Consider the following 18,912-nt stretch of genomic DNA (forward strand, 5'->3'; position numbering starts at 1 on the left):
TCGGGCTTGATTATATATTGCTGATTTGGCGTAGAAGCTCTAAAACCTAATTCCCCTCACTTCCGCAAAACAATCTCCGTATCCAGCGACGGATCGATTTGGCTGTATAACCCCAACTTGAGCTCCAGCTCTGCGCTCTGCGGAACATTTTTATACACATCGACCCGGTAATCGCCATTCGGACGGTAGTATTCATGGGACGAACTACCATCTGCCTGATAGGTCTCACCTTTCACGTTCACAATAGGCGCTTCCAGCAGATGCAATGAATTCTCGGTCTCCGTAATGACTTTAAGATTGTTGCCTTCACGCGAGTAACGGTAATGCAGGACGCTGCCGTCCGGCAGCTTGGCATCGATTTGTTGTTCTTGTTTTGTCGGAGCAGCAAGAACGGTTGCGCTCCCCTTCGGTGCTTCGCGAACCACTACAGCATTTTGCAAACGAATTTTCAGCGGGCCCGTAGTCAGGTTACGCATGGCTTCGCTCATAAAACGGAAAGATAACGCCTCTTGTCCTTGAGTCGCTTGACCGAAAGAAACAAGCAAAGGATTGTCTGCATGTTCGCCTTCCTTGGATTCGAATTTCTCCGCAACAAGTACCGACTTTTCATAGTACAGAACAAGCCCGTCGTACAGCTTCCGGTCCTGCCGTTCTCTTTCGATCGGAAGATACACGCCATAGGCACTGACATCGGCTTGCCCAAGCTTCCATCCGATTTTTTGTTCGATTTCCGAAGCGTTCTCCGGCATGATTTGAACCACCCGGTCTTGAGCCTGCGTTCCGTCAAGCGTGAAATCGATCTGCCAAGACCCTTCGATCTTTTCAACCATTTCGGCGTAACTATAAGTTAAAGTCAAAGCTTGGCGTTCTTCGGCGCTTATGCCGTATAATTCGTAATTCATACTGAACGTATCATCTCCCCTACCTCCTGAAGTGGGTGCTATGGTTCGGGTGCCGGTATTTAAAAGAAGCTGTGTTTGAGTCTCGGAAAACAAGGATTCCGGAGGCGAAGACAAACTGTAAGCCTCCGTTCCTTGAAGCTTATAATTTAACGTTAACAGCCCTTGCTCTTCGTCCCATTTCGAATCGGTGAGCAATACGGACGCGCCTTGGAGTGAAGGAATGGGGTATTCGGTTTGATCCTTAACAACACCCTCTAGCGGAATATCTTGACGACGCACCGTATACAGATCGCTTGTTTCGAAACGGAAGCGGCGAATCTGTCCTTCCTCGGCCCAATCCCCGTCGAATACTTGAGCGTCAGACACGTTCTGCATGCCTTGTCGCAGATCGAAGCTGGCTCCTTTCCATTCCTGCGTTGCGCCGCTGTCCAAGTCCGTCAGGCGCGTCGATGCGAATCCGGCGTACTCGGCATTCGGCACGTTCAAACCATCCAGACTCATTTGCAGCACGAGTCTGTCGTTTTGTTTTTCCGTTGTGCCTTTACCTTGAAAACGTCCTTGAATCAGGTTGTTGATCGTCAGCTTAATCCCGTCGACCGTAGCCGAGGCTTCCAACGCTTGTCCGGCAGGCGCCGTGTAGGCTTTGCTCGCTTCGTTTAAGTTTGAAGTCACTGTAGATGCAGGTTCGGTCGCTAGGTCCGTTTGCCAAAACAGTACGCCTGCAACGGCTGCGCAAGCCAACACACCCGCTCCCGCAGACATGGTCCATCCTCGGCGCAACGATCTTTTTTCCGCAGATGCGCCTTCGGCTTTCCATCCCGATCTTCGTTTGTCGACTTCAAGGAGAATCCGTTTTCGCATGCCGGCGTAATCCGGATTGTCGTCTTCCAATTCGCGCAGTTCCCGTTCCGTAGTCGGATCAGTAATTCGAGACATGAACATCGCTTCCTTTCTTCATATGTGGCTCCCGTTCTTCCTTCAGCTTTCTGAGCGACTTTAATCCCCGATTGATTCTCGATTTGACGGTTCCAAGCGGTAAGCCCAACATTTCGGCCACCTCCGCCATCGGCAGATCCGCCGTGTAGTAAAGCAGCAGCACCTCTCGAAATTTCGGCTTGATCTGTCCGAGCAACAAGCCGAATTCCGCTTTCGTTTCGCGACGTTCATAAGTGCTTTCGACCGATTGCGCATACTGAAGCGGATCGTTTTGCAGAAAAACCTTTTGTTCCTTTTCCCGACCTCGGCTTCTGCGCCGCATGAGACTATGGCATTCGTTTGCCGCGATCCGCAGCAGCCACGCTTTTTCGTTGCGAAGATCGCTTCGGTCCGCCAACATCGCTTTCACGAAAACTTCCTGGCAGATGTCTTCCGCATCGCCTTTATGTTTGAGCATGTACAGACAGTATCGATACACCGTCGTTTTATAATCTTCGAACAACTCCAGGTCGTTCATCCCTCTTCTCACATCCTTGTCGACTTCCGTTTGCCTTCTTCAATGATCATGAACGAGCGCGCGCTTCTTATAGAGGACTTATGAAACCGTGAAGAGGTTCCCGTTTGGCGATTCGTCGAAAAACTTAATTATACGCCTGCTCTTGAATGAACAAACGCGAAAAAAAACCGCCGGGGACGCAAATCCCCGGCGGTTTTCGGTCGATGTTTTATTTGCGGATGACGACGGTGGCGTTTTTCGAGTCGTCAACGGTTCCGTAAGCTTGAAGCCCGAGTTCGAACTTCTCGCCTTCCGGTACGTCGTCGAAAACATAGACGCGGTCGTAATAGCCGTTTTCGGTATTCCGAACCGAAATAGCCGAAAATTCGTCCGTGTCGTGAGCATAAGATTTCCCGTCGACCTTCAATCGGATGCCTTCATAGATGTTCATGCCTTCCGGTCTTTGGACCTGAACCAAGACCTTACTTCCTTCGCGGTGCACGATATACTTGATCGGAAGTCCTTCCGGAAGGGTATCCGTCGTCGGTTGTTCTTTTTCCGTCGGCACCGGGATTTGTTTCCAGTAATCGTCGTGCCGGCGCACGACCCAGGCATTGCTGAACGTCGCGGTCAACGGTTTGTTGCGGAAATCGTAGGTTTCCCAATAGTCGTACGTCATCTGGCCGGCCGTCGCGTTTTTGGACATGCCCTGTACGCCGAATTTGATATACTCCTGCTCGCCTTCCCGTCCTTGCTTGATCCGCGTCGTCGGAACCGGATCTTGAGAACCGGAAGTCGTGACTTCGCCGTCCGTGATGGAAATGCTGTAATCCACGATCTGACCGTCTTTCAAGACGCTTTCCGAATCCTCTTCATTTCGATAAACCGGAATCGTAACGCCGTAAGCGTCCAACTGCGCTTCGCCCAGCGTCCAGCCGGTCTTTTCCGTCAGTTCCGACGCGTCTTCGACAGGGATCGTTTCCGTTTCAACGATGGCTTTCGACGAATCGAGCGTGAAATCGATCGTCCACGGACCTTCGATAACCCGAACCGGCTCAGCGTAGCTGAAAGTCATCGTCATATCGGCAATCTGGTCTTCGGTCAGGCCTTTGACATTGTACTCGCCTTCCGCTTCGCTCACTCCCGGCTCCGGTTCGATCGGTTCGCTCCAACCTCCCGGTCCCAGATCTTTATCGCCCACTTTCAGTCTTATCGAGTTTCCCCTATCCATCATGAGCGTATTCGAATCCTCCGTATCAAGTCTCGGCACGTTTTCGTTCGGCAGGAACTTGATCTTCATCAGCCCTTGCTTCTGATCCCAATCGATATCGGTAATTTTGATTTTGAAATTCCGATCCGGCAGCACGGTATATTCTTCGCCCAGCTTCACGCTGCCCTCGATCGGAACAGTCGCGCGGCGAATCATGTACAAGCCGGACGTTTCCAGACGATAGCGATGCTGCCCTTCCGTATCGTCGAGATCTCCGGTCACTCTCGACGTTGTGTTCAGCGTCCGATTGGCTTCCCAATCTCCGATGCTGCGAACATCGTCCGTATTGAAATCGCCCATGCTCAATTCCAGCTTTTTGCCGGTATCGAGATCGATGATCGACGCTTTGTCGAATGCAGCGTAGCGCACGTTTTCGCTGCCGAAACCGCTGAGCGACAAGTCGAGTACCATTCGTTTTTGCGCTTCGCTTTGTCCGTAACTTCGATCCATCCCTTGAACCGCGCTATTCACTTTCAACATAATCCCGTCCACTTCCGCCTGTGCGCCAATCGACTGACCGAGCGGAGCTGCTTTCGCGTCCGGAAGCAACGTTTGGATATAGCCTTGCGAAGCCGCCGCTCCCAATGCGATTACGGCCGCCAACGCCGCGCAAGTCACGGGCATGAGCCATCTTTTCTTCGTCGACTGTTTGCGAATCGGCGCGGCAGCCTGTTCCTGCCAACCCGATCCCCGCTTGTCCGCCTCCAGTCGTATCCGGTTCCACATCGCGTCGTAGTTCGGGTTTTCTTTTTTCAATCCGCGCAGCTTCTTTTCCGTCTCGTTTTCAGTAGCTCGAAGCACGACCTTCACCTTCTTTCTCCGGCATCGCCGATTCTTGTTCCGTCAACTTTTTTAACGATTTCAATCCCCGACTGATTCTCGATTTCGCCGTTCCGATCGGTACGCCCAGCGCATCTGCCGTCTCGTTCGTGGACAGGTCCGCCATATAATACAGCAGCAGCGCCTCGCGCAGCTTCGGCTTCAGTCGTCCCAACAGCTCCTCGAACTCTCCCGACGTCTCGATCCGCTCATATGCCTGCTCGACCGATTGCGGAGAACGCAGCGGCATGCCCAGCCAAAACGCTCGCTTTTCCTTGATCTCGCCGTTCGTTCGGCGTCGCAGCATCGAATGGCACTCGTTAGCCGCGATCTTCATCAGCCATGCTTTCACGTATTCGATGCCGCTTCGGTCTGCCACCAGCGCCTTCACGAATACCTCTTGGCATACATCCTCCGCGTCCGCGCGACTGCGAAGCATGTACAGGCAGTAATGGTAGACCGCCTCTTTATGGGTTTCAAAAAGTTCTTTATCGTTCAACGTTTCTCACTTCCTTTGCCCCTCTGTGTAGTGATCACTCGACCATAAGAACACGCGGGGGATCAAATAGGTTCCATTTTCGCTTCGGAAATTTTTCATGGCAAAAAGGACGGCCGGGGGCCGTCCGGAAAGGTATAGAGGAATCTTGTTCATGTGGTGAAGGAAGACGCTGCGGAAGAAATTCGTTCAAGCCGCTGTCTCACTCGGAAAAAGTTGAATTGGATTTAATAATGGATTTTCCGAGTTCAAAGGCCAACAATTACACGTATGTTACCGCAGGTTTTCTTTGAAAACCTGTATTTCACTGAATTTCTCCCTCTGCTAGGTTTGCTTCTTTTACGACAAATTCTTCTTCACTCTTAAAAGAACCGGACGAAAACTATCCTTTTTGCCAAGAAAAACGAACTCGCTCTACAGTTAAGTAGGGCGAGTTCGTTCCAAGTCGAGCGAAGTTCGATCGTGATCGAACGGCTCCTTTTACTTATTCACTTGCCGATCGACTCCAGGTATTCGGATACTTGAGTTGGAGTTTTAGCGAATTTGCTGTGCAGGTGGGCGATTTTTTCGCCGTTTTTGAACACGAGCAGGCTCGGGATGCCGCGTACTTCGTTCGACTCGGCGATTTCCTGGAACTTCTCTGCGTCCATCGCGAAGAATTCTTTGTCCTGGTTGTTTTCGATGATGCCGCCGATGAAACGGTCCAGGTTTTTGCAGTCCGGGCACCAGTTGGTGTCGAACTTGATGACGGTCAGGCCGTCGCCGCCGATTTGTTCGTTATATTGTTCCAAGCTCTCGATTCGTTCCATTTGTGCATTCTCCTCTCGGTTTCGGGAAGGGGTCCGTCTACGCTGATCGGATTATTCGTAAAAGGTTACGCTCGTCGCTTCAGTAAGGATCGTTGTGCAATTCGCCCGCACCCGGACGCATCCGACGTTTCGCTGCTTGAAGCGCGCGTTCCATGTCCTGTACCGCTTCATCCACGATGCGACGGTCAACCAGATAATCCTGCACTTTCGCTTTTTCCGCCAGTCGCGCGATCTCGGCATCTTTCTTCTCCAGATCGTAACCTTGACGGCGCTGAAGCGCATTGTACTTGTCCAACAAGTCGGAAATCACCTGATAAAACCGCTCGTAATCGAGAATGACATCGTCCAGAAACGCGTCGACGTCCTCTTTCGTATACCCGCGCATTTTGACGGGAAAGTCCTTCTCATGAATTTGCAAAGCGTCGAGCTTGATGCCGAGCTGTTTGAACAGCCGCTTTTGCTCCTCAAGTTGGCGCTGATACTGCTCCTCCATGCCCATCCCTCCTTCTTTTAATGTATCATATTATTTCGTTCGATTGATGAATTTTTAATTAAAAGATTTTGCAAAATCAAAATTTAAATCGTCCATTGCCCTGCGCGGAATACGGGTTCGACCGTGCCGTCCTGCAACTCGCCGTCGATGTCCATCTGATTCGAGCCGACCATGAAATCCACGTGGGTCAAGCTTGAATTGCCGCCGCGCGCCAGCAGTTGGTTTTGCGTCAGATCCGCTCCGCCTTTCATATTGACCGGATAGCAGCTGCCGAGCGCGAAGTGGCAGGACGCGTTCTCGTCGATTCCGGTATTGTAAAAGACCCGGTTCAGGTTCGAGATCGGCGAGTCGTACGGAACCAGCGCGACTTCGCCGAGATATTTCGCGCCTTCGTCGGTGTCCAGCAGCGACTCCAGATGCTCGCGTCCCGATTCGGCGTCGAACGCGACGACACGGCCGTTTTCAAAAGTCAGCGACAGCTTTTCGACCAAGCGCCCGTTCAGGTTAAGCGGCATGGTGGACGTGACCGTTCCGTTGACGCCCGTTCGATTCGGCATCGTGTACACTTCCTCGGTCGGCATATTGGCTACGAAGTATACGCCAGCCCGGTTGGTGTCACCGCCTCCGAGCCATAGATGATCCGGTGCCAATTCGACTTTAAGATCCGTGCCCGGCGCGCGATAGTGCAAGCTTTTGTAATTTTTCTCATTCAGCTTCGCTTGCATGTCTTTCAGCGTCTGGATATGGTTCTGCCAATTCTCTACCGCATCGCCTTCGCCAACCCGATTCATTCGGAAAATGGTTTCCCACATCGCGTCCACGCGCTCGTTCTCCGGCAGATCCGCAAACACTTTGTTCGCCCAAGCCCGGGTCGGCGCTTTGATCAGGCACCATGCCAGTTGATTGGTACGAACGAATTGCTGGTAACCTTTGCGCGCCGCAGCGGCCGCTTTGGTCGCCCGCGCCACGCGGGAAGAATCGATGCCGCGATACAGTTCCGGGTCCGGTACTTTGATATGCATGACCGCTCCGCCTTCGGCTGCCAGCTTTTCCAACGCTTCGGCTTTGAACGTCGGATAGTAATCGAACGTATCCTCCGATGCGTATTCGTAACGCAGGCGGGTCGACGCTTCGTCCTCCCATTCGATCTCGACATACTTCGCTCCCGCTTCGTATGCTTTTTGAACGACCAATCGCGTAAACTCTGCCGCTTCGATCGGGGATTGCAGATGAAGAACTTGCCCCTTCTGAATGTTAACCCCTACCTTTACGACCAGCTCCGCATATTGTTCCAATTTCTTTGTAAATCCATCCATTTCTCTGCTACCCCCAAGTTTTCATCCTTATGTAAAATGAAAATTTCGAATATGAAAACATCTTCTCTTATCATAGTCAAAGATTTTGCAAAAATCCACATAGCGAATCGGTTAAGAGCTTTCGATCCCGGAAGCGATTCCGACTAGGGCGTGTCTTCAAACCTCGACGGAAGCAGATTTTGCCGAATTTTCGTGCTGAATAAGGAACTTTTCCGTAGTCGTGCCGGGTCACGTCAAGGGATACTGACGCAGTAGAGGGCGAAAAGGCGGCTAAAGATGCACGTCGTTAAGTTTGCGTGCACGACCTAAAATAGAAAAAGGGCCCGACAGCTTGTGAGATAGCCGTCGTTCCCTTTTCGATGTAAGATGTTAGATTACGCCCGCATGATGCATGGGATCACGGTTTTTTGCTTCCGAGCGGGGCAATAGGATTTGTTTCAAAAACGATGTAATCGTTAGCCTGCAACTTTTCGATGGTCTCCAGATCCAGCAAGCCCAAAGACTCGAGTTCCGGATTATCGACATCAGCAGGATAAGTTCGTCTTTGCAAAGTGCCGAATCTTTTTTTATTGTATACGCGGTTGATATAAAGGATTGCGTAAAACAGAATGAAGATGCCAAGCGCCAACATAACCAAATTACGAACGTCTTGATCCATCGTACGGAAGGAAGCATGCAACATTTCCGTCAAACCGTTATGCAGCCCGAAAGTAGCGGATACGAAAAAGAAAACCACCGCTAATCCATACGCCCAAAAAATCAAAGAAAAAAAGAAATCAAGACAGGCTCGAAACCAAGATCGGTTGCCTACGATCAGGAAGCTTTCTTCTTCATGCCGCGGTCCGGACTGTTCCATACGGCGTAACCTCCTTTCAGACGCGACGAGATAGCTCGAGGAACAGCAGCCATTACGACAAATGTATTCACCATCCAGTAAATGGCCGGGTACCAAGCTGCCCAGAAATAATACTTCAACACGCGATTGTAATTGGAATCGATCAAAAGCGCGATCAACAACTGAATCAAGCTAATGAACACCAACGCAAATGAGGTCAGCGTAAACCAGATGAGCATGTCCGTTACACTGTCGGCCGTAACCAACAATAATAGCGTAACAAAAAGCCAACTGAATGCCCAAAAGATACTAATCCATTGTTCAAGGTAAATCAGCCACATTCTGCGTTGTTTCCAGCTGAACAAGATTTTCCAATGGCGAAGAATGACTTCTTGGCCGCCCTGCGCCCAACGCACGCGCTGTTTCCAAATGCCGGATAAAGTTTCCGGCACAAGCATCCAACAAATGGCCTGCGGTTCATAGCGAACATCCCAAAAGCGTTTTTGGAGTTTCCAACTGACCGCAATGTCTTCAGTGATCATGTCGCGGTCCCATAAACCGACATCCACAAGCGCTTTTTTGCGGAAAGCGACCACGACTCCGGAGACCGTCATAACTTTTCCGAGAAGTCTTTGCGTCCGCTTAATCGCTCCGATAATCGAGGCGTATTCGACCAACTGCATTCGGCTGAGGAGATTGTTGCGGTTACGGATCGCCGGATTGCCGGTTACGGCACCGAGTCTTTCGCCGCCCTTAAAGAAATGGCGAATCAAATAATAGGGAGCCGTATCGGCAAGGAGGGCGTCGGAGTCGACGCAGATGAGGTATTCGGACCTCGAGGCGAACAATCCGACTTGCAAAGCATTGGCTTTGCCGCGGTTTTCATCCAATTGAATAGATCTGACAATCTCGTATTCTTCCGACAATCGTTTGATGATTTCCCCGGTTCCGTCTTTCGAACCGTCATTGATCAAAATAATCTCTTTCTTGGGGTAAGAAAGTCCGTTCAGGTTACGCACGGTTTCTTCGATCGTCTCTTCTTCGTTATAACACGGAACCAATATGCTGATCATCGGCCAATCGATTTCCTCGATGTTCAAAAGATTGCTTTTGGATTCTTTCGTTCTAAGAAACAGAAGAGAACCGGCCATCCAAAAAAGAGCCATAATAAACGGATACCAAAAAACAAATGCTGTTACAAGGCCATAAGGCCCAGAAAATAAATCAGGAAATCCCAATTCGGTTCCCTCCACTATCATATATAGGCATTAATTTGTGACTAAGTAACTATACATAGAATTTTAATGAAATGTCAATTTATTTTCTGGAAGAAACAGAACTTTTTCAAAGAGAATTTTTCTCCTGTTTTTGTACCTACTTTTGAAGGGTATTTGAAAAATTCATTTTCGATGTACCGACTCCTTTGCTGATCCGTTTTGCAAATCAAAGCGCTTTCTGTTATATTCGCGGCAGATATCGACCCGCCAAAGGAGCCTTGATCAATGACTACTTTTCGCTTGCTGAAAGCCCATGAGCTGCCTAATGCCGCGCAGCTTTCGAATTCCGTATTCCGTCCGAACATGAAACCGACGATGGCCGACATGTTTCCCCGTCTGTTCGCGCCGGGTATTGTGCAATCCTACGGCGCATTTACCGAAGAAGGTACACTGGCCGCGTTCATGGGGCTTGCTCCTTCGACGCTGCGCATAGGCGGAGCAGCCTCGCTTCGCGCTTTCTCGATGGGTTCGGTCTTTACCGCACCGGAGCATCGGGGAGCCGGACTAGCGGGTGAATTGCTGAATCTTTGTATCGCGCATACGCAAAAGGCCGAAGCCCCGCTGCTGTTTATCTCCGGCGAACGCTCGTTGTACACCCGCGCAGGAAGTACCTATTTTGGACGCGCCACAAAAGCGATCCTTCGCCGCTCAATCCATGATTTGTCCGCTGCAACCGATTCATCGGTTCCGGCGCAGCCATCGATTCGCCTTCGCCTGGCCGAACCGCAAGATTTGCTGCGTCTACATCATCTTCATGAATCAAATCACACGCGATTCGAAGAAAGCGCGGCAGGTATCGGCGAGCTGTTGGGCGCCTCTGCCTATTGCAACGTGCTGGGGCTGGCGCAACTTACAATCGTGGCTGAAAACGAACAGGGGCTTGCCTCCTATGCGGTACTAGGCGTGCCGCATCACGTGCAATCCGCGCTCCGGAACGGTTCCGCGCCTTCATTGAATGTTGAATCTGAAAAAAGCAATCCTGCAACGTTCATCTCCTACGGCGGCAAGGCTCAAGACACCGCTAACCTGATCCATGCCTTGCCCGACTTCTGCCGCTTGGACGAACTGCATGTCGATATTCCCTGGCAAGATCAAGATCTGGAAACGCTGCTCGAACAAAAAGGAGCCGAACTTCAATCGATCCGCAACGGCGGCACCCTACTTGTAACCGACATTCGCCTTCTGCTGGAACAAGCTTACGATCTCTGGCCGCTGCCTTGGGAAGAAGCACTCCGCGTCGATCCCGACGGTCGCGTATTCGCCGCAACCAGCAATCGCGAACTCAGTCGGGCGGAATGGTACGGCACGCTGTTCGATCCGCACTACCCTCGTCCCGGGGACATCCCAATTTGGTTCGACCCCATACCACTTCCGAATCCTTACGGATTGCATTACATCTGATATCCGGACCTTGGACTTTCCTTCCTCTCCTTTACGCGTTTGCGTTCTCCAGCTAAGGGTAATATGTATATGATGAAATAGGAGATTAACCTCCCGTGAACGCGACCCATGAAAAGGCAAGCTCAGTGAATCTCGAAGAAGAGGCAAAGCGAAGACGTGCAGCATGCGCCTACGCTCTGCCTCTTCGTCACCTGCGCGCTTTCCGTCATCTCACTGAAAACTTGCATTGCCGGAGACGATCCCCGTGTTCACCCATGATTCCACCCTATTTCCGACCCGAGCGGCCAGCACTGCGGCGCGGCTTCGTCTAAGCTTCGTAGGTTGCCGGGCGGTCCGAAAGAGAGTTGAAGAGGACTTGAAAGGCAAAGAACTGCTCAAGGATTATGTTACGGCGCATATCCCCGGGTATATGACGGCCGTGCTGCTTATCGTCGTCGCCAACGTCATCCAGTCTGCACTCCCCCTCGTTTTAGGAAACTTTACCGATGATCTTCAGGCCGGAACGCTCAATTACCATTCCGTGACGCAATTCGCTCTGCTGCTCCTAGGCATCGGCCTATCGTACGGCGTGCTGTTCGGGCTTGGCCAATACCAGGTCATGCGGCTGGGCCGGCGCTTCGAATTCGAAGTCCGTCAGAAGCTGTTCAGCAAGTTCGCCACGCTGAGCGAGCACTTTTTTTCCAAGCAAGGCACGGGCAAGCTGCTCAGCTACGTCACCAACGATGTGCAATTCGTGCGCGAATCGATCTCGAACGGCGTGACCCAGACCACCAATGCCGTCGTGCTGCTGCTGTCTTGCATCGTCATGATGGTGATCGGAGACATTCCGCTGTCGCTGATCTTGATCTGCATCAGCCCGCTTGTTTTGATTCCGCTGATTGTCGTCCGCATCGGCCCTCAAGTACGGGAACGTTCGATGCACGTGCAGGAATCGCTGGCCGGAATGACGGAATCGGCAGAAGAACAATTCGGCGGCATCCGCGTGACGAAAACATTCGGAACGGAAGATATCGCAGGCCGTCGGTTCGGCGAAAAAGTAGACTTGATTCGCAGCGCGCAACTGTTCCTCGTCCGGCTGTCTTCGCTGTTCCAGGCGGCGATCCCGTTTCTCGGCGCTCTGTCGTTGGTGCTGGCCCTGCTGGTCGGGGGCGCGCAAACGCTCAATGGCGCAATCACGCTCGGCAGCTTCGTTTCGCTGACGCTGTACATGCGCATTATCGTCGGCCCGCTCCAACAGATCGGCAACGTCATCAATATGATGCAGCGTTCCGGCGCTTCGCTCGAACGGGTCAACCGCCTGATGAACGAAGAACCCGACGTGCAGGACGAAGAGAATGCGCGCACCCTGGATCAGCCGAAAGAGATTCGTTTCGAGGATCTGACCTTCTCGTACCCCGGCAGCCGCGAACCCGCGCTGAAAGAGATCAACCTTACGATCGAGCCCGGAAAAACGATCGGCATCGTCGGACGGACCGGCAGCGGCAAAACGACTCTGGTCAAGCTGCTGCTGCGCATCTACGAACCGCCCCGCGGCTCGCTGTTCTTCGGCTGCACGGATATTCGCGACCTGTCGCTGGAAAGCTTGCGCAGCCGCCTGGCCTATGTCCCGCAGGACGGTTTTCTGTTCAGTACGACCATTCGAGACAATATCGCGTTCAGCGACCGGGAAGCTCCGATGGAAAAAGTGGAAACCGGCGCGAAACGTGCCATGATTTACGACAATATTTCGCGCTTCCCCGAAGGTTTCGAGACCCGGCTCGGCGAACGCGGCGTAACGCTCTCCGGCGGACAACGCCAGCGGACAAGCCTTGCGCGCGGATTGACCAAAAAAGCCCAGGTACTGATCCTCGACGACAGCATGAGCGCCGTGGATGCCGTGACCGAAACCGGCATCCTCGACAATCTGGTGCGCGAGCGCCGCAGCAAAACCACGCTTATCATTTCGCACCGGATCAGCGCCGTCAAGCATGCGGACGAGATCGTCGTATTGAGCGAAGGACGTATCGTTCAGCGCGGAACGCACGAAGAGCTGCTGCGGCGCGAAGGCGCGTACGCGACGATGCACCGGCTTCAAGAGGAGGGACTTCAGCATGACGAACTTGAATAAGCAGCAGACAGCGGAAACGGCTTCCAGTTCTCCACAGGAACACAAGCCGTCGACTTCCTCCACGTTAAAGCTGCTGCTTGGTTATGCCAAACCGCACCGGATGGCGTTTCTCGGCGTCACGGTCTGCGCGCTGCTGGGCATATCGGCGGAACTGCTTCAGCCGCTGATCGTCCAGATCGCGATCGACGACCATCTGGCCAAAGGCGAAGGCGGAAGCTCGCTGCTCCGGCTCGGCCTGATCTATCTGGGCATTGCCGTGATTAGCTTCTTGTTTACCTATTTACAAAACAATCTGCTGCAATACGCGGGACAAAGCATTATCGCCCGGATTCGCAAAGACCTGTTCGGGCATATTTCGAAAATGTCGATGTCGTTTTTCGATCGGACGCACAGCGGCAGTCTCGTGACCAACGTCTCCAACGACACCGAAACGATCAGCCAATTTTTCACCCAAGTGCTGCTGAGTCTGGTGCGCGACGGCATGATGCTGGTGCTCATCCTTGTTCTGATGTTCAGCCTCGACCCGCAGTTGGCGATGTTCTCGATGCTGATTCTTCCTGTCATTTTCATCGTCGCGGCCTTTTTCCGTTCTTACTTGCGCAATACGTATCAGCAGGCGCGCAGCCGATTGTCCCGCCTGATCGCTTTTACCGCAGAAAATCTGTCCGGCATGGGCTTGATTCAGTCTTTCCGTCAGGAAGAAGAACAATTAGGGCGCTTCACCGAGCAGAACCGCAACTACTGGAACGCCAATCTGCGGCAAATTCGTTCCAACGTGCTGTTTAACCGTACCTTCGATATTCTGGGCAATGCCGCGCTCGTGCTGATGGTCTGGCTCGGCGGACGCGCGGTGCTCGGGCAAAGCATGGAAGTCGGCGTGCTGTACGCGTTCGTCAGCTATATCCGCCAATTTTTCCAGCCGATCAACCAGATCACCATGCAGTGGAACACGTTCCAATCGACGACGGTCGCCGTTGAGCGCATTCAGCGGGTGTTGGAGACCGAACCGGACGTAAGCGAGCCTGGACAAAAAGAACAAATCCGACTCCGGTCCTCTTCTCTGCGCGGCGAAGTGAATTTCAACAATGTGACATTCGGTTATCGCGCAGATCGTCCCGTGCTGAAAAATCTCAACCTGCATATCCAGCCCGGCGAAATGATCGGCGTCGTCGGAACGACAGGAGCCGGCAAAAGCACGCTGATTAGCCTGTTGAACCGCTTTTACGACGTGGATACCGGCACAGTGGAAATCGACGGCGTCGATATTCGAAAAGTGACGCAAAACGATCTGCACGCGGCCGTAGGATTGATTCAGCAAGATCCTTATCTGTTCGCCGGCTCGATCATCGAGAATGTCCGCCTGTTCCGCGACGACATCACGCGGGAGCAGGTGATCGAAGCGTGTCGTTTCGTAGGCGCCCATCCGATGATTCTTCGTTTGCCGAACGGTTACGATACGCATTTGTCCGAACGGGGCAGCGGATTGTCGGCCGGGGAACGGCAGTTGATCTCCTTCGCCCGCATCGTCGTATTCCGGCCGAAAATTCTGATTCTCGACGAAGCGACCGCCAACCTCGATTCGGAAACGGAGAAGCTTGTCCAACAAGCCCTCTCTTCCGTCGCTCAAGGCCGAACCACGATCGTGATCGCCCATCGTCTATCGACGATCATGCATGCCGACCGTATTTTGGTCATGCAGGACGGCGAATTGACGGAACAAGGCACGCATGCCCAACTGCTGGCGCGCGGCGGCCATTATGCGGAGCTGTACCGACACGCAAGACAATCGGGACGCGAGCAATTGCCCGGTTGACCCAGAAAGACCTTATACGCTCGCAGCAAAAAAAGCCTCTGAAACCGATCATTCGGTCTCAGGGGCTTTAACTTCATCTACAATTAGAATTCCTATTCACTGCCATTATGTTGAGCCAAACTATCTAATCTGCGATTCGGCCCGAAACATCCAACAATACTTTCATTCGCTCTACGACCAAATTCATATCAAGCGGTTTGGTCAGGTAATCGGAAGCTCCCGCGTTCAGGCATTTATCCCGATCCTCCTTCATTGCTTTTGCAGTGAGGGCCAAAATGGGGATGTGCGCAAGTTCCGGTTCCAAACGAATACGGCGCATCGTTTCGAACCCGTCCAACTCCGGCATCATAATGTCCATGAAGATCATGTCGAACGGTCCTTCCGCGTTCAACTTATCCAACGCGTCCAACCCCGTCAAAGCGACGATAATCTCCACGCCGTGCTTCTCCAACATACTCGTCAACGCATAAACATTACGAATATCGTCGTCCACGATCATCATCCGCATGCCTTCAAACGGCATTTCCGGCTCATGCAGAGTCGGCGGGAATAACATCCCGCCCGCATACGAACCCCCGCCTTCTCCTCCTGCGGAATCCGGTACGATTCGAATAAATCGTTGGGAATCGGGAGTCGATAATTCGATAGGAGCTTCCTTTTCTTCTTGGGCGGTTACCGCCGACTCGGCTTCCTCCGGCAACAACGCTTCTTTCAGGGATGCGCTGCTTGACCAGGATCGGCGAGCGTTCAACGGCAGGAACAAGTCCGCCAACTCCCCGTCATCCTTGACGCATGGAACGTACAGACAGAATGTGCTGCCTGCACCGTAACGGCTATCGAGCGTAATTTCACCGCCCAGCAAGGCCGCCAACTGTGTCGAGATCGACAAGCCGAGACCCGTACCGCCATATTTGCGGGCAATCGTTCCGTCCGCTTGTTGGAAAGCCTGGAAGATTAACTGACGATTCTCCTCGCTGATGCCAATCCCCGTATCGCTCACGCTGAACGCCAACTGGTCGTACGCCGCGCCTTCCGGATTCACCCGTTTGCCCGGTACGCGGCCGATTCGAAGCACCACTTCCCCGCGTTCCGTAAACTTGAAAGCATTCGAGAGCAAATTGCGCAGAATCTGTTGAAGCCGCAGTTCATCCGTGAAAATGTAACCCGGCACATTTTCTTCGACCTCGATTCGGAAATCAAGCTGTTTGCGGATCGCGATTTCGGCAAAGTAACGATCCATATCGGAAGCTACTTTTGCCAGATCTACGGCAGCAACCTCAATCTGCATTTTGCCGGCTTCGACTTTGGACAGATCAAGAATGTCATTAATCAGATTGAGCAGATCCTTACCGGACTCGTGAATACTGGAAGCATACTCCTCTTCTTTCGCCGTTAACGTTCGATTCTCGTTTTCGGCAAGGATCTGCGAAAGAATCAACATGCTGTTAAGCGGCGTGCGCAGCTCATGCGACATATTGGCCAAGAATTCCGATTTGTATTTAGAGCTGATCTGCAATTCTTGCGCATACTTCTCCGTCTCTTCCACCGCGATTTCGGCTGCGTGCTTCTGTTCGCTGAGCTGTTCGTTGATACTTTCCAACTCGTCGCGCTGCGTCATCAGCTCCTGCGATTGCACCTGAAGTTCTTCCGATTGCACTTGAAGTTCTTCGGATTGAGCTTGGAGTTCTTCATTGAGCGACTGCGATTCCCGGTACAGACGTTCGATCTCCTGCCTTGCTTCCACCGTCTGAAGCGTACTGCCGAGCAGTTCGGCTTTTCGCTGCAAGCGTTCCACCTCGCCTGCTTCGAAAGCTTTCGGCGACGCCCATTCGATAACGGCTTTCACCCGGCCTCCGTACATTACCGGAATCAGCAGCACTTCGGCCGACGACGCAGAACCAAGCGCGGAAGAGATTTTGACATAGTCCGCAGGCACATCCTTCAGATGCAGTATTTTTCCTTCAAGAGCGCAGCGCCCGATCAAGCCTTCGCCGAATCGAATATCGACCGATTCGGTTCGTGCCGCATGCTCGGCGTCTTCGGCCAGAGCCGCGATTTTCGACAGCGTCTTGCGTTCGGGGTCCACCACGTAGAAAATACCGACCGGAATTTCCGTCGTCTCGGACACTTTCGACAAGAACGCGTCGGCAAGCTCGGAACTTGAACCGGAAGACTTCTCCTGAAGCAATTCCGCCAGGCGAATCAGACGTTCTTTATGCCGATCTTCGGCCTCGATCTTCGCGAGCAGAAGATTGGTCGAATCGCCCAGGTCGCCGACTTCGTCTTGGGAACGAACATCGATCCGTTCGCGCAAATCGCCGCCGACGGTGATCGAACGAATCGCGTCCGTCACTCGGGAAATCGTTTTTGAAATATTGCCTGCAATGGCGAGCGCCGCCACGATGGACACGATCCCGACCAAGGCCCACAGTCCGATCATCGCATAGATCATCCGATCGCTGTTCGCTTTCAGCTCGGCTACTCTCGCATCGGTCAACCGCTGCTCGGTATCGCGAAACGCATCGAATTGAACGCGCAGCTGATCCATCTCCCGCTTGCCCGCGTCGCCCGTGTAGTAAGCCAATACGTCAGCTTCCTTGCCTTCGGTTTTGAGTTCGATCGTGCGGTCGCCCATCTCCGCAATCCAGCTCTCGATATTGGAACGGATAAGCCCGAGGCTCTGCTGCTGGGACGCATTGTCGCCGACCAGCTCGTACAACCGGCTGTAGGTCGTCTCCCACTCGGTGCGTCCGCTCGTGTAAGGCTGCAGATAATCGCGGTCTCCGGTCAGCAGATACCCCCGCTGACCGGTCTCCATGTCCAGCACGTTTTTTTGCAGCGCGCTCAGTTCGTCATGCACCGCAATATCATGATCGCTGATAAACGCATTGGCTTCCTGAAGACTGCGCACTTGTGCGGATACCGCGAGCAGCGATAATCCCAAGCAGACCAAAATAAACAAATATCCGGCCAGTATTTTCGCGCGAATGTTAAAACGTCTTTTTTTCGGCACTTCCATGCCCTCCGCTTCGCTCAGTTTACTCTTCGATGTTTGGCGGATCGAGCCGCCGCGCACGCTGTTCGAACAACTGGTTTTCCAGCATTTCCATACGCTTGCGTTCCCAATCCGCTCTTTGCTCGGCGAATCGTTCGGATGTCTCGTCTTCGCGGATCGTCCAGAGGTCGCTCAGCAGATACCCTTCCACCTTCACAAGACGATCCGCATAAGGCCCAGTTATCCAAGCCAAACCTTCCGGAAGCAGCCTGACCCGCCGGTGCCCGTCAGCCGCTTCCGCTAATTGTCCGAGCTTGATCGCGTTCAGCATCTGACCAAACGTATACCAGTTCATGCTATTTACGTTCAATCATTTTGAAGTCGTCATAGTGGAAGCCCGGCGCTACGATACAAGTGACCAATACCGGTTCATCGCCAATCGGACGAGCCTTCTGCCAATGCTTGCCCGGAACCAGTCCCTGGAAATTCTGACCGTTAGCCGTATCGGGACCCAAGATCATTTCTTCGCCTTCAACCGGTTCTTCTCCGTCGCCGCCCAGCGTTAGAGCCAGCGGACCGCCCGTATGCCAGAGCCACAGCTCGTCGGAATGCACGACATGCCATTCCGATGCTTCGCCCGGATGCAGCAGAAAATAGATCGAACTTGCCGCAAAACGGTCTCCCGCGTATTCTTCCGGCAGCACGCTCTGCGGAATCTTAAACGAAGATTTCCAAAGTTCTTTATGCCATCCGCCTTCTATGTGACCTTCAAGCCCCAACAGTTCAACGAGCGGGGAAAGTTGGAATGGGTGTTCGGAATTCATGGGTAAGGTTCTTCCTTCCTTCAATGAAGATTTTCGAGTAAAGATTTCTGATTTCCAGCATACTATACTATCGGCTTTTCAACCAAACGATTTTTGCGCGTTAGGCTCGGCGAGACTGTATAA

The 18,912-nt window shown here is 52.6% G+C and carries 15 protein-coding genes; 3 read left to right on the plus strand and 12 right to left on the minus strand.

The genetic code is table 11. The features are described from left to right. Window positions 1-56: 56 nt before the first annotated feature. The 9 genes from SACSAC_RS04015 to pgaC form a co-directional block, all read right to left on the minus strand. The gene (locus SACSAC_RS04015) at window positions 57-1,838 is read right to left on the minus strand and encodes a DUF4179 domain-containing protein (protein WP_037283746.1); all 1,782 of its coding nucleotides are present in this window, start codon (window positions 1,836-1,838) and stop codon (window positions 57-59) included. Then, entirely contained in the window at window positions 1,822-2,355 is a 534-nt protein-coding gene (locus SACSAC_RS04020; protein WP_037283748.1) for an RNA polymerase sigma factor, read from the minus strand. Before SACSAC_RS04020 ends, SACSAC_RS04015 begins: the two co-directional genes overlap by 17 nt. A 208-nt stretch (window positions 2,356-2,563) precedes the next feature. Then, window positions 2,564-4,405, minus strand: a complete 1,842-nt coding sequence (locus tag SACSAC_RS04025) for a hypothetical protein (RefSeq protein ID WP_037283750.1) — start codon at window positions 4,403-4,405, stop codon at window positions 2,564-2,566. Beyond that, on the minus strand, window positions 4,389-4,922 hold the full coding sequence (locus SACSAC_RS04030; protein WP_037283752.1) for an RNA polymerase sigma factor: 534 nt from the start codon (window positions 4,920-4,922) through the stop codon (window positions 4,389-4,391). Before SACSAC_RS04030 ends, SACSAC_RS04025 begins: the two co-directional genes overlap by 17 nt. Before the next feature lie 485 nt (window positions 4,923-5,407). Further along, complete coding sequence (locus SACSAC_RS04035; protein ID WP_037283754.1) at window positions 5,408-5,728, minus strand: thioredoxin family protein; 321 nt, start codon at window positions 5,726-5,728, stop codon at window positions 5,408-5,410. Window positions 5,729-5,807: 79 nt separating this feature from the next. Further along, window positions 5,808-6,221 carry a DivIVA domain-containing protein gene (locus tag SACSAC_RS04040; protein ID WP_037283755.1) on the minus strand — a complete coding sequence of 138 codons (414 nt, stop codon included), beginning with the start codon at window positions 6,219-6,221 and terminating at the stop codon, window positions 5,808-5,810. An 83-nt stretch (window positions 6,222-6,304) separates the two neighbouring features. Continuing rightward, the gene (locus SACSAC_RS04045; RefSeq protein WP_037283757.1) at window positions 6,305-7,537 is read right to left on the minus strand and encodes an aminopeptidase; all 1,233 of its coding nucleotides are present in this window, start codon (window positions 7,535-7,537) and stop codon (window positions 6,305-6,307) included. Window positions 7,538-7,934: 397 nt separating this feature from the next. Beyond that, the gene (locus SACSAC_RS04050) at window positions 7,935-8,393 is read right to left on the minus strand and encodes a hypothetical protein (RefSeq protein ID WP_051506848.1); all 459 of its coding nucleotides are present in this window, start codon (window positions 8,391-8,393) and stop codon (window positions 7,935-7,937) included. After that, window positions 8,351-9,631 (minus strand): poly-beta-1,6-N-acetyl-D-glucosamine synthase, encoded by a 1,281-nt coding sequence (gene pgaC / locus SACSAC_RS04055; RefSeq protein WP_084777899.1) that lies wholly within the window; start codon window positions 9,629-9,631, stop codon window positions 8,351-8,353. The genes SACSAC_RS04050 and pgaC overlap by 43 nt, the downstream gene beginning before the upstream one ends. Window positions 9,632-9,874: 243 nt before the next feature. On the opposite strand from pgaC, the gene SACSAC_RS04060 reads away from it, so the two are divergent. From SACSAC_RS04060 to SACSAC_RS04070, 3 genes are all read left to right on the plus strand, one after another. Further along, the gene (locus tag SACSAC_RS04060) at window positions 9,875-11,050 is read left to right on the plus strand and encodes a GNAT family N-acetyltransferase (protein WP_051506849.1); all 1,176 of its coding nucleotides are present in this window, start codon (window positions 9,875-9,877) and stop codon (window positions 11,048-11,050) included. Window positions 11,051-11,405: 355 nt separating this feature from the next. Next, complete coding sequence (locus SACSAC_RS04065; RefSeq protein WP_037283761.1) at window positions 11,406-13,157, plus strand: ABC transporter ATP-binding protein; 1,752 nt, start codon at window positions 11,406-11,408, stop codon at window positions 13,155-13,157. Then, complete coding sequence (locus tag SACSAC_RS04070; protein WP_037283763.1) at window positions 13,141-14,970, plus strand: ABC transporter ATP-binding protein; 1,830 nt, start codon at window positions 13,141-13,143, stop codon at window positions 14,968-14,970. Before SACSAC_RS04065 ends, SACSAC_RS04070 begins: the two co-directional genes overlap by 17 nt. Window positions 14,971-15,094: 124 nt before the next feature. On the opposite strand, the gene SACSAC_RS04075 is transcribed toward SACSAC_RS04070, so the two are convergent. Genes SACSAC_RS04075 through SACSAC_RS04085 form a run of 3 tightly spaced genes read right to left on the minus strand, consistent with a single transcriptional unit; the run spans window position 15,095 to window position 18,789 of the window. Further along, complete coding sequence (locus SACSAC_RS04075; protein WP_169833745.1) at window positions 15,095-17,983, minus strand: CHASE3 domain-containing protein; 2,889 nt, start codon at window positions 17,981-17,983, stop codon at window positions 15,095-15,097. Between the two features lie 25 nt (window positions 17,984-18,008). Beyond that, window positions 18,009-18,320, minus strand: coding sequence for a hypothetical protein (locus SACSAC_RS04080; RefSeq protein ID WP_037283764.1), 312 nt, complete (start codon window positions 18,318-18,320; stop codon window positions 18,009-18,011). Between the two features lies 1 nt (window position 18,321). After that, window positions 18,322-18,789: a cupin domain-containing protein gene (locus tag SACSAC_RS04085; protein ID WP_037283766.1), complete on the minus strand. Its 468-nt coding sequence runs from the start codon at window positions 18,787-18,789 to the stop codon at window positions 18,322-18,324. Between the last annotated feature and the right edge of the window lie 123 nt (window positions 18,790-18,912).

The organism is Saccharibacillus sacchari DSM 19268 (assembly GCF_000585395.1).
Classification (GTDB): domain Bacteria; phylum Bacillota; class Bacilli; order Paenibacillales; family Paenibacillaceae; genus Saccharibacillus; species Saccharibacillus sacchari.

What these genes read in the sequence shown, in the direction of transcription:
- SACSAC_RS04050 (WP_051506848.1), bottom strand. Translation starts at nt 8,393, where the DNA reads ATGGAACAGTCCGGACCGCGGCATGAAGAAGAAAGCTTCCTGATCGTA.
- SACSAC_RS04040 (WP_037283755.1), bottom strand. Translation starts at nt 6,221, where the DNA reads ATGGAGGAGCAGTATCAGCGCCAACTTGAGGAGCAAAAGCGGCTGTTC.
- SACSAC_RS04080 (WP_037283764.1), bottom strand. Translation starts at nt 18,320, where the DNA reads ATGAACTGGTATACGTTTGGTCAGATGCTGAACGCGATCAAGCTCGGA.
- SACSAC_RS04070 (WP_037283763.1), top strand. Translation starts at nt 13,141, where the DNA reads ATGACGAACTTGAATAAGCAGCAGACAGCGGAAACGGCTTCCAGTTCT.
- SACSAC_RS04020 (WP_037283748.1), bottom strand. Translation starts at nt 2,355, where the DNA reads ATGAACGACCTGGAGTTGTTCGAAGATTATAAAACGACGGTGTATCGA.
- SACSAC_RS04060 (WP_051506849.1), top strand. Translation starts at nt 9,875, where the DNA reads ATGACTACTTTTCGCTTGCTGAAAGCCCATGAGCTGCCTAATGCCGCG.
- pgaC (WP_084777899.1), bottom strand. Translation starts at nt 9,631, where the DNA reads ATGATAGTGGAGGGAACCGAATTGGGATTTCCTGATTTATTTTCTGGG.
- SACSAC_RS04085 (WP_037283766.1), bottom strand. Translation starts at nt 18,789, where the DNA reads ATGAATTCCGAACACCCATTCCAACTTTCCCCGCTCGTTGAACTGTTG.
- SACSAC_RS04045 (WP_037283757.1), bottom strand. Translation starts at nt 7,537, where the DNA reads ATGGATGGATTTACAAAGAAATTGGAACAATATGCGGAGCTGGTCGTA.
- SACSAC_RS04015 (WP_037283746.1), bottom strand. Translation starts at nt 1,838, where the DNA reads ATGTCTCGAATTACTGATCCGACTACGGAACGGGAACTGCGCGAATTG.
- SACSAC_RS04035 (WP_037283754.1), bottom strand. Translation starts at nt 5,728, where the DNA reads ATGGAACGAATCGAGAGCTTGGAACAATATAACGAACAAATCGGCGGC.